Source organism: Bacteroides sp. HPS0048 (assembly GCF_964240755.1).
GTDB lineage: Bacteria > Bacteroidota > Bacteroidia > Bacteroidales > Bacteroidaceae > Bacteroides > Bacteroides nordii.
Genome location: NZ_CAXSVC010000036.1, coordinates 37,963 through 53,498, shown reverse-complemented (window position 1 = coordinate 53,498; position 15,536 = coordinate 37,963). Strand labels below are relative to the sequence as shown.

Annotated in this window: 13 protein-coding genes and 1 tRNA gene; 5 read left to right on the top strand and 9 right to left on the bottom strand. The window is 37.6% G+C overall.

What is annotated here, in order from left to right:
* Positions 1-162: 162 nt before the first annotated feature.
* The 3 genes from ACESQI_RS20465 to ACESQI_RS20455 all read right to left on the bottom strand — a co-directional run bounded on the left by ACESQI_RS20465 (position 163) and on the right by ACESQI_RS20455 (position 2,598).
* Positions 163-235: transfer RNA gene (locus tag ACESQI_RS20465), tRNA-Lys, on the bottom strand.
* 88 nt (positions 236-323) lie between these two features.
* Positions 324-1,127 (bottom strand): MBL fold metallo-hydrolase, encoded by an 804-nt coding sequence (locus ACESQI_RS20460; RefSeq protein ID WP_002560257.1) that lies wholly within the window; start codon positions 1,125-1,127, stop codon positions 324-326.
* An 88-nt stretch (positions 1,128-1,215) separates the two neighbouring features.
* Positions 1,216-2,598, bottom strand: a complete 1,383-nt coding sequence (locus tag ACESQI_RS20455; protein ID WP_122201701.1) for a peptide MFS transporter — start codon at positions 2,596-2,598, stop codon at positions 1,216-1,218.
* Positions 2,599-2,697: 99 nt separating this feature from the next.
* Between ACESQI_RS20455 and ACESQI_RS20450 the strand changes: the two genes are divergently transcribed.
* The gene (locus ACESQI_RS20450) at positions 2,698-3,093 is read left to right on the top strand and encodes a BT0820 family HAD-type phosphatase (protein ID WP_373126978.1); all 396 of its coding nucleotides are present in this window, start codon (positions 2,698-2,700) and stop codon (positions 3,091-3,093) included.
* 82 nt (positions 3,094-3,175) lie between these two features.
* On the opposite strand, the gene ACESQI_RS20445 is transcribed toward ACESQI_RS20450, so the two are convergent.
* The 3 genes from ACESQI_RS20445 to uxaC form a co-directional block, all read right to left on the bottom strand.
* Positions 3,176-5,506, bottom strand: coding sequence for a GumC family protein (locus ACESQI_RS20445; protein ID WP_373126976.1), 2,331 nt, complete (start codon positions 5,504-5,506; stop codon positions 3,176-3,178).
* 10 nt (positions 5,507-5,516) lie between these two features.
* Complete coding sequence (locus ACESQI_RS20440; protein ID WP_373126975.1) at positions 5,517-6,308, bottom strand: polysaccharide biosynthesis/export family protein; 792 nt, start codon at positions 6,306-6,308, stop codon at positions 5,517-5,519.
* A 413-nt stretch (positions 6,309-6,721) separates the two neighbouring features.
* Positions 6,722-8,128, bottom strand: a complete 1,407-nt coding sequence (uxaC, locus tag ACESQI_RS20435; RefSeq protein WP_256142232.1) for a glucuronate isomerase — start codon at positions 8,126-8,128, stop codon at positions 6,722-6,724.
* Between the two features lie 197 nt (positions 8,129-8,325).
* On the opposite strand from uxaC, the gene ACESQI_RS20430 reads away from it, so the two are divergent.
* Both ACESQI_RS20430 and ACESQI_RS20425 read left to right on the top strand, forming a co-directional pair.
* Positions 8,326-9,387 (top strand): substrate-binding domain-containing protein, encoded by a 1,062-nt coding sequence (locus ACESQI_RS20430; RefSeq protein WP_195449288.1) that lies wholly within the window; start codon positions 8,326-8,328, stop codon positions 9,385-9,387.
* A 27-nt stretch (positions 9,388-9,414) separates the two neighbouring features.
* A complete protein-coding gene (locus ACESQI_RS20425) occupies positions 9,415-10,854 on the top strand; it encodes a tagaturonate reductase (protein WP_368111950.1) in 1,440 nt (479 codons plus the stop codon).
* Between the two features lie 80 nt (positions 10,855-10,934).
* Here the strand turns inward: ACESQI_RS20425 and ACESQI_RS20420 are convergent, their stop codons facing one another.
* The 3 genes from ACESQI_RS20420 to ACESQI_RS20410 form a co-directional block, all read right to left on the bottom strand.
* The gene (locus tag ACESQI_RS20420) at positions 10,935-11,081 is read right to left on the bottom strand and encodes a hypothetical protein (RefSeq protein ID WP_002560249.1); all 147 of its coding nucleotides are present in this window, start codon (positions 11,079-11,081) and stop codon (positions 10,935-10,937) included.
* A gap of 266 nt (positions 11,082-11,347) precedes the next feature.
* The gene (locus ACESQI_RS20415; protein WP_195348515.1) at positions 11,348-11,875 is read right to left on the bottom strand and encodes an FHA domain-containing protein; all 528 of its coding nucleotides are present in this window, start codon (positions 11,873-11,875) and stop codon (positions 11,348-11,350) included.
* Positions 11,876-11,901: 26 nt separating this feature from the next.
* Positions 11,902-13,002: an SPOR domain-containing protein gene (locus ACESQI_RS20410; RefSeq protein ID WP_373126971.1), complete on the bottom strand. Its 1,101-nt coding sequence runs from the start codon at positions 13,000-13,002 to the stop codon at positions 11,902-11,904.
* A 157-nt stretch (positions 13,003-13,159) separates the two neighbouring features.
* Here ACESQI_RS20410 and ACESQI_RS20405 point away from each other — a divergent pair, with 157 nt between their 5' ends.
* A complete protein-coding gene (locus ACESQI_RS20405; protein ID WP_373126969.1) occupies positions 13,160-13,963 on the top strand; it encodes a polysaccharide biosynthesis/export family protein in 804 nt (267 codons plus the stop codon).
* Positions 13,964-13,990: 27 nt separating this feature from the next.
* A complete protein-coding gene (locus ACESQI_RS20400) occupies positions 13,991-15,535 on the top strand; it encodes a GumC family protein (protein WP_373126967.1) in 1,545 nt (514 codons plus the stop codon).
* Position 15,536 lies beyond the last annotated feature (1 nt).

Below are 15,536 nucleotides of genomic sequence, written 5' to 3'. Positions count from 1 at the left end.
ATCGTTTGGGAAGAGGATGTTTTCATGATGCAAAAATAAGAATTTTAACGCAATCCCCCAAGGTTTCAGACTGAGCCGAAACAGAAAAGCCTATTAATATAAAAGAAAATCCGTTGTATTTATTTGAAATACAACGGATTCTTTTATTTTACAAAACACTTGTACACCCTCAGGGATTCGAACCCTGGACCCACTGATTAAGAGTCAGTTGCTCTACCAACTGAGCTAAGAGTGCTTATCTTCTCATTTGCGCTTGCAAAGGTAGATTTTTTGTTTTATTCAGCCAAACAAAACAGGAACTTTTTTAGCCGTTTTTATTGCTTTCATTCGAATTCATACAGATCTGATGGCGTACTTCGCTTTAATGCAAGCAGTTGCACATCTTTACCTACAATGATTCCTTTGTTCTTTAATTTCCATTCCACAGTCTTGTATGCCAGTTCCGGATGATTATTATCTTTACTCAAGTGGCAAAGCCAGATATAACGTAGATCTTCGGTAAAGTTCTCTGCCAGGAATTCGGCTGTTGCTATATTGCTCATATGTCCCGTACCGCTTGATATACGTTCTTTCAGATATTGCGGATAAGGCCCCATCTTCAACATCTCTTCGTCATAATTGGCTTCAAGAATCAGATAATTGGCTTTGCGGATGTATTTGGCAGCGGTAGGAGTGATCTCGCCAAGGTCAGTAAGGAAGGAGAAGACTTTACCATCTATCTCAATACAATAACCCACATTATCTGTTCCGTCATGAGGGACCTCGAAAGACTCTATATGAAAATCTTCCAGCTCCATTGGCTGCTCCTTTTCCAGATAACGGACAGAAGAATATAACTTCTCCGTCATACAATAACTCTTATTAATTCCGGCATGAACACGAGCCGTTGTATAAACCGGAATATTCAGTTTCTCCCCCAAATGTCCTACAGCCTTGATGTGATCGGCATGATCATGAGTCACAAACACAGCACGTATGGACTCCATTGCTACATTGATGTCTCTCAGTGTCTTTTTTATCGTTCGTATTCCAATGCCGGCATCGATTAGTATTCCATATGTATCAGTACCCAGATAATAGCAGTTTCCACTACTGCCACTCGCCAGGCTTATAAATCTTACTTTCATTTCGTATCCTTTTCTTTAAAATGCAAATTGCCGTCAACTTTTGTGGCAAAGTGACGGCAAATATACACAAAAAAGAAGAAAATAAGCCTTATGCTTTCTTCTTTTTGTCGATGGATTGGGTGATTTTAGCGAAAATAAGAAGAGCAATAGCTGCTATCAATCCTATACCTGCAAAATAATACCAGATATAATGAGCATTCACACTGGCAGCCTCCCATGCTTCATGTGATTCAAACAAAATAGGATCCGGACAATATCTCGTCAATAAAATACCAGCTAAACCAAAACCAAAGATAGATGAGAGGAATGAGTGCAGATGACTGAACCCCAAGTACATTCCCTCTTCGCCTTTGGGTGCTTGTAAAGAGAAATATTCAAGGTAGCGCGGAGAAATAAAACATTCGGCCAACGCCTGTATTACAATACCAACGATCATCATTAAGGTAATATTAGTCATGCCGGATATTATATCATCTCCAAGCAGGTTACCGCAAGCCATCAGCAGTGCTGAAACCGGAATCAGAAACATACCGATATTCATAGAAGTGATAGCGGTACGCTTTGCCATCAACCGGGTAATAAAACTGACACAACAAACCACCACAAAAGGATTAACATTAGCAATCCACCCGGGCTTCGCCGTTTCGCCCGCCATACGAATAACATATTTCGGCATAGTGGCATACAATTGTTGTTGCACCATCCAGAATCCGGTAATGATTAAAATAAGAATCAGTAATCGCCAATTAGTCATGATTCGAACAAAACCACGCCAGATTTCATGCATACTTTTTCCTTCACCCGCCGTATGTGTTGATTTATAGAAGAAAATCACTGCCAGAAGAGCAAGCAATGTCATGCCACCGGAAAAATAATTGATGTAAATATACGCCTGCTCACCTATAAAGTTTCTCAGTGGATCAATAATGGTTTTACCGGTGAAAGCACCAATATTTACCATCATATAGAAAATGGAGTATCCCCGTGCACGTGTAGCTTCCGTTGTCTCTTTGGCTACTGATGCAGAAATGATAGATTTAATAAAAGAACCTCCTATCATAAGTATAGTCAGGACAGGAACTATCATCCAACGGGCATTGCTGTCCGGCAAACCGGAGAAACGGGTTACTTCACCATAAGTAACCAGCCCCGCCGATTCAAGCAGGGTGGGTAATACTCCTAATCCCAAGTATCCAATGGAAAGAAGTGAAAAGGCAATGATCATAGACCGGCGGAAACCTATCTTATCAGCATAAGCTCCCGAAAAAATAGGAAGCAAATACAATCCGCCGGAAAAAAGACCGGATATCATACTTGCTTCTAAATCATTAAAACCTAAAATACTGGATAAATAGATCGTGAGAACGATAAACACAGCATAATAAGCCATGCGTTCAAACAGTTCGACTGTGTTGCTGACCCAAAAGGCTTTAGTGAATCCTTTGGTAGCACTTTGAGGGGAATTGTTCATGTAAATTTTCTGTTTTTATGTATTAATTCAGCACAAAGATAGTCTTTTTTGGCTATTTATATGTACATTTGTCAACAATAACACCTAAGAAATAATGAAATGAGAATAGCTGTAGACTTTGACGGAACCATTGTAGAGCATTGTTATCCACGCATTGGCAAAGAAATTCCCTTTGCGATTGAGACCCTGAAACTGTTACAACGAGAGGGACATTGGCTGATATTATGGAGTGTACGCGAAGGTAAACCCCTGGAAGAAGCCGTAGAATGGTGCAGGGCACGAGGACTTGAGTTTTATGCAGTAAACAAAGACTATCCGGAAGAAGAAATGACAGATAAAGATTATTCCCGGAAACTAAAGGTAGACTTATTTATTGACGACCGTAATCTGGGAGGGCTTCCCGACTGGGGAATTATTTATCAAATAATAAAAGAGAAAAAGACCTTTGTCGAGATATACAAGCAAGAGCCTAAAAAGAAAAGAAAATGGTTTTGAAAATAAAAAAATACCGCAAGAGAAATCTTCCCATATTAAGATTTCTTTTATGCGGTATTTTTGTTGAGTGAAAAGAAAAATACTATTTATTGTCTTTATGCCCATAGCCATATCCGTAACCGTACTTGCCATAAGCATATTTTTCATCAGACATATTGTACCCGTTTACCAATATGGAAATACGATTCAACTGACCACCCGATTCCAAATCCCGTATGATTGACAAAGCCTTTTTAGGTGTATAATTCAACCGGCATACATAGAGAGTAAAGTCCGTTATCTTTCCAAGGCTCAATGTATCACTCACCATACCTACCGGAGCCGAATCGACGATAATATAATCAAATTGTTTACGCAAATATTCAAAGGCTACCCTAAGTTTTTCTTTTTCCAATTGTTCTGCCGGATTGGGAGGTACAGGACCCGCAGGAAGCACAAACAGATCTTTATGAATGCCGGAAGGATAGATAATACTATCCAGGGATACTTCACTCCCGGAGAGGTAATTAGTCATTCCCTGTTCGTTTCTAATCTTAAAAAATTCAGCGAGTCTCGGACGACGAATATCAAGTCCCACAATTAATACTTTGCATCCCAGGAAAGCAAAAGTCAGTGCCAGGTTTATACTCGTAAAGCTTTTACCTTCAGCACTCATCGTAGAAGTCACAAGAATACATTTCTTATCATCTCCTTCAGCCATAAAACGAAGGTTACTGCGCAAACGCCTGAATGCTTCATCTATTACATCATTCCGACCGTCTTCAACTTGCCGTTCCGAATCATTCATTTGTGGAATAGTCCCCACCTGTGGTAAACCAATTGCTTCCAACTCAGATAGTGACGTCAATTTAGTACGGAAAATTCCTCCAAACAGAACTATTCCGGCAGTAAGCACAAGAGACATGAAGCTTGCTCCGGCATAAATCATCATGCTTTTAGGAGCTACCGGTGCATCAGCAGCAAGCGCTGCATCAATAATACGTGCTTTATTAATAGTAGCAGCCAATGAGATAGCAGCCTGTTCTCTGCGCTCAAGTAACATCAGATAAAGATTCGCCTTAATTTGTTGCTGACGGTCGATGTTATTAAATTCTCTCTCTTGTTTGGGCAGATTATCTATCCGGGTATTAAAATAGTTTGTTTTCTGCATAATATCGTCACGCGCTATCAGTAAACCATTTTTTATTCCTGAAAGCGAATTGAGCACATTCCGCCTTAAAGCGTCAATCTTAATACTCTGGTTTATAACAGCCGGATTATTCTCTTTCATTATATGCAACAATCTTTCACGCTCCAGCAATTCTTTATTATACTCATTTACCAATTTGGCAAGTTCAGTATCTGCAATTCCGGTATTAATGGGCAATAAAGAAAAAGGGTGGTTACTATCTTGCAAATATTCATAGATATAAGCAGTCATGTTCAATTGTGTTTCTACATCAAGCAATTTCTTCTCGTATTCATTATTTGTATTAAGATCAAGTACCATGTTGGTTTTTATATCACTAAGACGCTCTTTCAGTTTATAGCGTTCCAGATTCTTGTCCACAAAGCCCAGTTCACGACTGATACTATCAAGCCGCTCCGTTACAAACTGTAAAGTATTTCCTGTCACTTTGTTTTTATCTTCCATCGCATCACGGTTATAAATTTCAATCAATCTGGAAAGGAAAAGCTCTGCTCTGCGCTTACTGACATCCGTGTATGAAAGAGAAATAATCGATGTTTTCTTAGAAATGGTACTAACGGAAAGACGTGATGCGCAACTTTTCACAGTATCTATAGGACGGCAAATCATAATTTTCATAGTTCCCGGCCATTCACTCTGGTCATTGGTCATACGAAGCATCACTTTTCCTGCGGGCGTTTCAATAGTAACCGGAAACCCTGTAAACTCAGTTGTCCGGCAAACATCATTTAATGCTGCAGTCACTACATATCCTCTTTTCTTACTATCAATTTCCAGTAGCAAAGTTCCTGTCAAAGTATCCATAGCCGCTTCATCAAGAATAGCAACCAATGGTGAAGCAGTATCTTCTACGTATCTGAAGTTTTTTCTGATGCGATAAGTCGTATGCAAACGAAGCTCATTGACTACCTGTAAAAGGGTAGAACGCGAACGTAGTATCTCCATTTCATCATCAATCTGAGTCCCTGTATTAGGAAGTTGGGTATTTGCCATGGCAAAAAGTTCGTCAACTACTTTATTCTGATTCTCTGTCTCCTTTATAACAATGGAAGCAGAGGCCTGATAAACAGGAGTTACTAAATGAACATAAATAAAAGCAGCAGCCAATGCCAGAATAAGAGAAGCAACGAACCATTTCCATCGGGCAAGAAGTTTGTAAAAAAGCTCAATCAAATCAATCTCCTGTTCCTGAACAGGATCATTCGTCATTCGGTTATTTTCCATAATCTTTAAATTAGCGAAGTATGTTAACAATCAATCCGGCAAGTGATATCAGAATAGAAGTAACAGAAACCAGCAATGTAGTAGAAGAACCGATATTGGCACTTTGTGACTTTGCTTTATTAGGTTCTACATATACAATGTCATTCTGCTGCAAATAGAAATAAGGTGAATATATGATATTGGCATCATTCAGATTCAGTGTAATAATATGCCGGTGAGAGTTGATGTCCTCTCTCATGATTCGTATGCGATCTCTTCTTCCATAAATCGTGAGATCGCCCGCCATAGCTAATGCTTCAAATACATTTATCTTTTCGTTAATCACCGTATACATATTGGGGCGATTCACTTCTCCTATGACAGATACTTTATAGTTTATCAAACGGACGGTAACAATGGGTGGTTCTTTCAGATACTTATGCAACTGCGAAATAATCATTTCAGAAGTCTGTTGTGTTGTGAGTCCGCCTACTTTCAATTGTCCCAGAACAGGGAAAGAGATCTCCCCTTTATTGTTAACCAGATAGTTTTGTAATGTAGGTTGGGAGACAAGACTGGAAAGACTGTTGCCCGACTGGGCAGAAGGAACAATCAGATTGAATGGCAAAGCTGCTTCCGGTTCGGGGGTACTGACAGAAATGGTTATTAAATCTTTTGGCATGATCCGTGCATCAAAAGCCACGGAAGATTCCGGTATTTCTACACTTTTCTCTTGTAAATAGACAACCCGTCTGCTTGATGCACAAGACATGACAACAAGACACAAAGCTACAACCATGGTAGCCTGAACTGCTCGATTCATTACTGTTTGTTCGTAGCCGGTGGTTCCCGCACCAGCTATTCTAATTATATATAGAAAGCGTGGGAACTGTTGCCATTATCTGTCAAGAGGTATCGCCAAACACCCGAAACACAAATAATGAAGCAACAGCCCACGCCCAACTATACATTCGTAGATATACAGCGAGCATGAGCGTTTTGTTGCTTATTATTCCAGTGTCTCTTTTGAAATTGGCGATTTCCTTGACAAGAATAATATCGTAAACGCTTCTAACTAATTAATATGTAACCATTTAGGACCTTTATATAAAGTTTCTAAACAGACTGCAAAGTTAATGAATAAAATAGAAATGACAATGGTTTCATATAAAAAAACCGGCAGGAACATGATTAGTTCCTGCCGGTATTCTGTTTTCTTATCAGATTTTTATCTGATTAAAACTGAAAGAAGTTCTTAGCATTATTATAACTGATATCTTCAATCATTTGGTTTACACGATCCATTTCTGATACCGGAATTTCACCATTTTCTACATCACGACCCACCAGATTACATAACGTACGACGGAAATATTCATGACGCGGGTAGGAGAGGAAGGAACGAGAGTCGGTCAACATACCTACGAAACGACTCAGCAATCCTAACACAGAAAGAGCATTCATCTGCTTTTCCATACCATCTTTCTGATCGAGGAACCACCAGCCTGAACCAAACTGTATCTTTCCTGCAACAGTACCATCCTGGAAGTTACCCAACATCGTGGCAATCACTTCGTTTGCACAAGGATTGAGGTTATAAAGGATTGTTTTTGTCAATTTGCCCTTAGAGTTTAAGCGGTCAAGGAATTTAGACATAGCTTTTGCCGTAGTAAATTCACCAATTGAATCAAAACCGGTATCAGGACCCAGAAGCTTAAACATCTTACTGTTGTTGTTACGGATAGCACCATAATGGAACTGTTGAGTCCAGCCTTTTTCCCAATCCATTTCACCAAATGCCACCAACATAGCCGATTTAAACTTCAGAATCTCTTCCTTCGTCAATTCTGCTCCGCCATACACCTTATTAAATATAGCTTTGATTTCCGCATCTGTATAATCTTCGGCATAAAATTCTTCAATACCATGATCTGACAGTTTGCAGCCTTGTTCAGCAAAGAAGTCATGACGTTTGCGCAAAGCAGCAATCATATCATCATATGTAGAGATGGTAACGCCACTCACTTCGGAAAGTTTTTCCATATATGAACGGAAGTCTGCAGGAACTTCTACAGCCATCGCTTTATCCGGACGCCATGTAGGAAGCATTTTTATTTCAAATCCACTCTCACGTGTTTTGATGTGATATTCCAGTGAATCAATAGGATCATCAGTAGTACAAACCACTTCTACATGATAACGACGCATCATACCACGAGCCGAATATTCGGGTAAAGCCAACTTTTCATTACATTCATCATAGATCTCACGGGCAGTCTTCGGACTCAGAATCTTATCAATACCAAACGCAGTCTTCAATTCCAGATGCGTCCAATGATACAACGGATTACGGAAAGTATAAGGTACGGTTTCAGCCCACTTCTCAAATTTCTCCCAATCTGTAGTATCCTTACCGGTGCAATAACGCTCATCTACGCCGTTAGTACGCATTGCACGCCACTTGTAATGGTCGCCACCCAACCAAATTTCTGTCAATGATTTAAACTGATAATCATCAGCAACCATTTGAGGAATTAAGTGACAGTGGTAATCAATAATGGGCATCTTTGCCGCATGTTCGTGATACAACTTCTGTGCTGTTTCTGTCTGCAACAGGAAGTTTTCATCCATAAAGTTTTTCATTCTACTGTGTTTTAAGTATATAAAATAATTACTTTTTATATCGTAACCTATATAGTATTGATTGTAAAGCTAATAGGCCTGATTATCGTTTTAGTTTTATTAACCGTTATCGAACACAAAAGTAGAAAAATTACTTGTAGGAACAAAATAATTCGTATATTTGCAGCGAATATTTATAATATTTAAGTTTTAAAGCTATGGAAGACCAGAACTACACCATAAAAGATATAGCCCAAATGGCAGGAGTTTCTGCCGGAACGGTAGACCGGGTACTTCATAATCGGGGTGACGTATCTCAGAAAAGCAAAGAAAAAGTCCAGAAGGTGCTCGATGAGATCAATTATCAGCCCAATGTATTTGCTATCGGCCTGGCTGCCAAGAAAAAGTACACCATTACATGCATGATACCCTATTATATGGAACATGATTATTGGCATTCTGTGGCAACCGGTATTGAACGTGCCCGGCAAGAGTTACGTCCGTTTAACGTTAGTGTAGATTACTTGCATTACAAACATGGAGACCGAAAATCTTATCAGGATGCATGTCAGAAAATAGAGAAAAGCAACACAGATGCACTGCTTTTAGCTCCTAATTTTCGGGAAGACACTCTTTCAATGCTTGCATATTTAAAAGATAAAAATATTCCGTTTGCATTTATTGATTTTGATATTGAAGAAGCTAAAGCTCTGAAATACATCGGTCAGGATTCTTATAAGAGCGGATATATTGCAGCTAAAATCCTGATGCGCAATTATCAGCAAGGGCAAGAATTGATATTGTTTTTAAATAATAACAAGGATAATCCGGCAGAGATACAGATGAAACGTCGTCTTGAAGGATTCATGAAATATATTTCTGAAGAACATAAAGACATTGCAATTCACGAAGTAATATTGAATAAGAATAATCCGGAAAAAAATAATGAAATATTAAGTGACTTTTTCCGGAAACATCCCAAAGCAACATTGGGGGCGGTATTCAACTCTCGTGTTTACCAGGTAGGGCACTACTTACGGGAAAAGGGACAGAACATGACCGGCCTGATAGGGTATGATCTTCTAAGAAACAATACCGAATTGCTGAAATCAGGAGAAGTCACCTATCTTATAGGTCAACGCCCCGGGCTTCAAGGCTACTGTGGTGTAAAAACACTATGTGACAACATCGTCTTCAAAAAGTCTGTTGAACCGCTGAAATATATGCCGATTGATATTCTGATAAAAGAGAATATTGATTTTTATTTCGAATTTGAATAACATATTAATTTTATAATTTTGATTAACATGAAAGCATTAAACAAAGAGACAGCTCTTAAAGTACAACGCCCGGAGCGTATCATCCAATTTGGTGAAGGAAACTTTTTACGTGCATTTGTAGATTGGATAATCTATAATATGAACGAGAAAGCCGATTTCAATAGTAGCGTAGTCGTTGTTCAACCTATCGACAAAGGTATGGTAGACATGCTGAATGCGCAGGATGATCTCTATCATGTAAACCTCCAGGGACTGGACAAAGGCGAAGTTGTTAATAGCCTCACAATGATTGACGTTATCAGCCGTGCATTGAACCCCTATACACAAAATGTAGAGTTCATGAAACTGGCGGAACAACCGGAGATGCGCTTTGTTATTTCCAATACCACTGAAGCCGGTATCGCTTTCGATCCGTCTTGTAAACTGGATGATGCACCTGCAACTTCTTATCCGGGCAAGCTGACTCAATTGTTATATCATCGTTTCAAAACATTTAATGGAGATAAAAGTAAAGGATTAATCATTTTCCCATGCGAACTTATCTTTCTTAATGGTCACAAACTAAAAGAAACAATCTATCAATACATTGAATTATGGAACCTGGGTGAAGAATTTAAAACGTGGTTTGAAGAAGCCTGTGGCGTATATGCTACATTGGTAGACCGCATTGTACCCGGATTCCCCCGTAAAGACATTGCCGCCATCAAGGAAAAACTACAATACGATGACAATCTGGTTGTTCAGGCCGAAATATTCCATCTTTGGGTCATTGAAGCTCCACAAGAGATAGCGAAAGAATTCCCTGCTGACAAAGCCGGACTGAATGTATTGTTCGTTCCATCTGAGGCTCCGTATCACGAACGTAAAGTAACTTTATTGAATGGTCCGCACACTGTCCTTTCTCCGGTAGCCTATCTGTCAGGAGTAAATATTGTGCGTGAAGCCTGTGAGCACGAGGTTGTTGGTAAATATATCCACAAAGTAATGTTTGATGAGTTAATGGAGACACTTAACTTACCAAAAGACGAGCTGGAGAAATTTGCTCACGATGTATTGGAGCGCTTCAATAATCCGTTTGTAGACCATGCTGTAACAAGTATCATGCTGAATTCATTCCCGAAATATCAGACACGTGACCTGCCGGGATTGAAAACTTATTTAGAGCGTAAAGGAGAATTGCCAAAAGGTTTAGTATTAGGTTTGGCTGCTATCATTACCTATTATAAAGGTGGCGTTCGTGCTGATGGCGCCGAAATTATACCAAACGATGCTCCGGAAATCATGAATCTGTTGAAAGAGCTGTGGGCAACCGGTTGTACTCAGAAAGTAGCAGAGGGTGTACTTGGTGCCGAGTTTATTTGGGGTGAAAATCTGAATAATATCCCAGGACTGGCCGAAGCGGTAAAAGCCAACCTTGATTCTATCCAGGAAAAAGGTATGCTGGAAACAGTGAAAAGTATTCTCTAAATAAGAGATCAAAATAAACAGGAAAGAGCGACTTTCATTATGTGAAGGCCGCTCTTTTCTATTTTTAGTCATACAAAGAATTAGTCAATAGTAAGATCTTCAATAACCTCTTTTGACTGTTGGTTTACATCTTTCTCCACCCTGGGAGATGATAAAACCCAATAGCCCAACAATAATACAGCTATAATGATGGCTACAATAATCCATGTTCTGTTTTTCTCTTTCATTTTCGTTAGGGTTTAGTGAATTTTTATATGCTCAAAGAACAAACTGAAGATGAGTTTGTTCGAGCATACTTTTACTCCAAAACAAAATAACGTATTTAATACACTGTTAAATACGTTATTTTATATCCCTAAAGTACGTACTTTTGACATGTAAGAATACGTACTTTTATATCAGAAAAATAGTATTATTTCTTATCTGTTAATATTATCGGCGATTCAGCATATAAATCGCTTCTCAAATGAAATTTACTTGTCATAAAACGCATTTATTCTGATTCCGCAGTCCGAAGTATAAAAGTAGTAGCACCAATCGTTATGATAGCACCATTTTCTATCCGGATACGGTCTTTATCATTTAAAATTTCATTCATTAGAAAAGTACCTGTCAGACTGGGAGCATCCCGAAGTGTATAAACCAGTTCCCCTTGTTTATTTCGTTTCACATTAATAATACAATGCCGACGATCCATACTCATATCACCAGTCTCGATAGGAGTGTTTATCATCGTGCCCACACAACGGCGTCCAATAACATTATCCCCTTCCTGTAAAGGTATTACTTGTTTGAAACCAAATACGTTCTCAATAACAACAATACACCCGAATTCATTTTTATGAGCTTCTTCATCAAGTATTTCTTCTTTTTGAGTCTCTCTCACTTTACTCTTTCCCAAACGAATACTAAACTGCTTACCGCAGTGTTCACAAACAAATACCAGAGATTGCCCTTCTGTATACTTAGTTTCATCAAAAGAAAGATAATTCTCACACTTAGGACAACGAACTCGTTTCATATATTAAAGGATAGGGGGGATTTGTATTACTTAACCAGCAACCAAGCGGTTTTATAGGTGTCATTCTCTCTTAACTTCAAAAGCTGTTTTGTACCCTCTTCACGAGTTGTACACGACATTATACTTACACGGATCTTGCCATCATTATTTAAAACTTTCGCTCCTGTAAATCCTTCGGCTTTCAATCGTTCTGCCATTACCTCTGCATCTTTTACACCAATGCCTCCAGCAACAATTATATGAAAATTACCTTCTGTCTGTTTTGATCTTACAACAGCTTTAGAGGACGGAATCGATTGAGATTCGTTTGATTGTACAGCAGCAGACGTTTTATGTACCTCTTCTGTAACAGGCTGAGCTACTTTCACCTCTCGTACCGCAACAGGTTTTGTTACCTTTTTCCCCGTTTTTTTAGAAGTACCGGACACTGCCTTTACCGACTGCTTCACATCCTTATTCATCACAACAGGAGTCATCGCAATAGATTTTCCCTCTATTTTTTCAAACAGATCAATCGGCAACAATTGAGCGTAATTATCTTTTTCTACATAAGTATTTTCAACCGGAGTGGAAAGGAAGAAGAATAGTATTACCGCAGCCACTATAGCCACCGCACTACGCACCATCCCACGATTGATCTTGATCTCATATGATTTCTTTCTTTCCTGAATAACAGGAACCAATACCTTTTCTTTTTCCTGATGTAAAACGGTCAGTTCCTTCATTTCGAAAGAATCAAGCCCATATAAATAAGGTGTAGTAATTTTATTATCATAAGGAATGAACTCATAAGTGTCATGGATCGTATACCTGATTTCTCCAACATTATCCAAATCAACCTTACCTTCTTTATGCAGCATAATGATCAACTCTGAAACCTCATCTTCGACTATCTTGGAGGCATCTGAGAAGTTCGTATCATATACAGCCATATAAGATTGTACCAACAACCCATCATTCAGCTTTAACTGCGGATTAAAACCAATGGTACGGGTAGGAGGGAGGAACATGTTCTCTTCTACTTGTATCGCAGACGTATAATGAGCTACAAAACCTCCTAATCCGGGAACAATTACACAATCATTCTCCAATAATAATACTTCTATATGCTGTGACAATTCAATCATGAGTGCAAAATTAACAGTTTTATTGAAGATATGCCAGAAAAACAGGAATTTTATTATTATTATTTGAAGTAAAGTATAATAAAACGACCCATTCTATCGTTATTGAGAAGAGATAATGAATCGTTTTAAATATTGACCAAAACTATTTAAATAAACAATGAAAATAAAAATAGTCACCGCAGCTATTCTAATAACCTTATTGACTTCATGTAAGACAAGCAATCAAATTACTTATTTTCAAGATCTTAATCAACATAATTCAGGGCAATTGACAGAAAATGGAGTCAATTATGAAGCTAAAATTTGTCCAGATGATCAGCTATCTATTTTTGTTTCCAGTATTGATCCAAATTCAGTGGCAGTATTTAACCTTCCTTTAACGAGTTATTTAAATCCTGGTGAAACAAACGTGGCTGCCACACCAACTATGCAAACTTATTTAGTGGATACTAATGGAAATATAGAATTTCCTGTTTTAGGTAAAATAAAAGTTGTGGGACAGACTCGAAGTGAATTGGCTGAAAATTTGAAAGAGAAAATTTCTGCATATGCCAAGTCTCCATTAGTAACTATTAAAATACAAAATTTTAAAGTTTCGGTTTTAGGTGAAGTAAATATTCCAGGTACTAAGGTTATAACAAACGAACGTATATCAATTCTTGACGCAATTGGTATGGCGGGGGATTTAACTATTTATGGAGAACGTACAAATGTGTTAATAATCCGTGATAACAATGGAAAAAAAGAATTTCATCGATTAGATTTAACATCTTCTGAGATGCTATCTTCGCCTTATTATTATTTACAACAAAATGACATTGTATATGTTGAACCTAATAAAGCGCGAAAAAGTAATTCTAGGTACAGCCAAAGCGCCCAATTTAATATATCGGTTGCATCTACTATTGTCAGTGCCATCTCTGTATTAGCTTCATTAACAATCGCATTATTAGTAAAATAAACTTATTTCAATTCAAATCTAAAGGTTATGACAGACGAAAATATACATGTCGGAGAATTATTGAAACAATTTATTAAATATTGGAAAATATATGTACCTATTGGGATTATTTGCTTAATAGGTGCTATCGTTTTTATATTAGTAACTCCCCCAAAATACGACATTACTGCTCGAATGCAGTTACTGGGAGAACAACAAGGTATGATGTCCGAACTTAAAATGTTAAAAAGCTCCGGTATTGGTGGATTATTAGGAGGAGGCGGTGGAGGTGTAAATACCGAAAATGAAATTCTTATCATCACGTCACGTAATAATCTGGCAGAGGTTATTCGTCAAACTGAATATCAAGTAGAAACCAGTACAAAAAAGAATTTGAAAAATGTTTTGTTCGATAAAGAAGAATGTCCTATTTCATACATTTTTCCAAAGTTATTATTAGATACTATCAGTGCTCCTATTAATATAAGGTTAAATGTAGATGATAATAAAATAAAGAAAGCGACTGTAAAATCATCTCTTTTTGAAACTATAGTATTTGAAAATCAATCTATACCTTTTAAAATGGTTTTACCTGTAGGAACTATTACTATCGTTCGCCAGTTAGATGGAAACGGTACGTTTACTACCCAAATATCCCCCTTACAAAAAGTCTATGAAGATTTAGATAAAATAGTATATGTCACCCCTTCCAAGACTATTTCAGACATTATAGTACTCAGTTGCGAATCAACTAATAAACAAAGAGCATGTAAGCTTTTAAATACAATAATGAATAGATACAATCAATATTCGAGAATGACAAAAGTCAACGAAGCAAATTTGAACTCTGCATTTGTTAAAGATCGTTTAGATAGTGTTACCTTAGAATTAACTATATTGGAACAACAGATTGAAACATATAAACAAATTAATAAAATGCCTGATCCAGGCGCCTATAGTAGCATTACTTATTATGGTAATAAAGAGACTGAGAAGGCGATTTTAGAAACGGAAACCCGTATGCGCATGCTTGATTATGTTTTAGCATATATGAAAAAATCATCAAATGCATATTCTGCTATTCCTATAGTAGATGGCGCCGGAGAAAAAGCAATTATGATATATAATCAGCTAATATTAGATCGCCAGCGTTTATTGCAATCTTCAGAATCGAATAATCCTGCATTGCAGTTAGTAGAAAATCAATTGAGGGAACAGCGTAAAATGTTAATTGAATCAGTTGAAAGTGTGCGTCATAATATACAAATAAGTTTAGATGCTTTATATAAAAAAGATACGACGTTGAGCAAACAAGTAGATAAACTTCCAACACAGGAACGTGAGTTTATAGAAATGAAACGCCAACAAAAAATAAAGGAATCTATGTATTTGTTTTTGATGCAAAAATTACAAGAAAAAGAATTAATTAATTCACCTGATGAAATTGCAGGAAGAATCATAGACAAAGCGTATAGTTCATATAAACCTATATTTCCTAAAAAATCAATTGTTCTTATTATTGCATTTATTATTACATGTGTTTTATCATTAGTAGTAATTAGTTTTAAAGTATTTGTTTCTAAAAAAGAATAGT

Bases quoted from the DNA above. Each gene is read 5' to 3' on its own strand.
- ACESQI_RS20460 (WP_002560257.1), bottom strand. From the start codon at position 1,127: ATGAAAGTAAGATTTATAAGCCTGGCGAGTGGCAGTAGTGGAAACTGC.
- ACESQI_RS20455 (WP_122201701.1), bottom strand. From the start codon at position 2,598: ATGAACAATTCCCCTCAAAGTGCTACCAAAGGATTCACTAAAGCCTTT.
- ACESQI_RS20450 (WP_373126978.1), top strand. From the start codon at position 2,698: ATGAGAATAGCTGTAGACTTTGACGGAACCATTGTAGAGCATTGTTAT.
- ACESQI_RS20445 (WP_373126976.1), bottom strand. From the start codon at position 5,506: ATGGAAAATAACCGAATGACGAATGATCCTGTTCAGGAACAGGAGATT.
- ACESQI_RS20440 (WP_373126975.1), bottom strand. From the start codon at position 6,308: ATGAATCGAGCAGTTCAGGCTACCATGGTTGTAGCTTTGTGTCTTGTT.
- uxaC (WP_256142232.1), bottom strand. From the start codon at position 8,128: ATGAAAAACTTTATGGATGAAAACTTCCTGTTGCAGACAGAAACAGCA.
- ACESQI_RS20430 (WP_195449288.1), top strand. From the start codon at position 8,326: ATGGAAGACCAGAACTACACCATAAAAGATATAGCCCAAATGGCAGGA.
- ACESQI_RS20425 (WP_368111950.1), top strand. From the start codon at position 9,415: ATGAAAGCATTAAACAAAGAGACAGCTCTTAAAGTACAACGCCCGGAG.
- ACESQI_RS20420 (WP_002560249.1), bottom strand. From the start codon at position 11,081: ATGAAAGAGAAAAACAGAACATGGATTATTGTAGCCATCATTATAGCT.
- ACESQI_RS20415 (WP_195348515.1), bottom strand. From the start codon at position 11,875: ATGAAACGAGTTCGTTGTCCTAAGTGTGAGAATTATCTTTCTTTTGAT.
- ACESQI_RS20410 (WP_373126971.1), bottom strand. From the start codon at position 13,002: ATGATTGAATTGTCACAGCATATAGAAGTATTATTATTGGAGAATGAT.
- ACESQI_RS20405 (WP_373126969.1), top strand. From the start codon at position 13,160: ATGAAAATAAAAATAGTCACCGCAGCTATTCTAATAACCTTATTGACT.
- ACESQI_RS20400 (WP_373126967.1), top strand. From the start codon at position 13,991: ATGACAGACGAAAATATACATGTCGGAGAATTATTGAAACAATTTATT.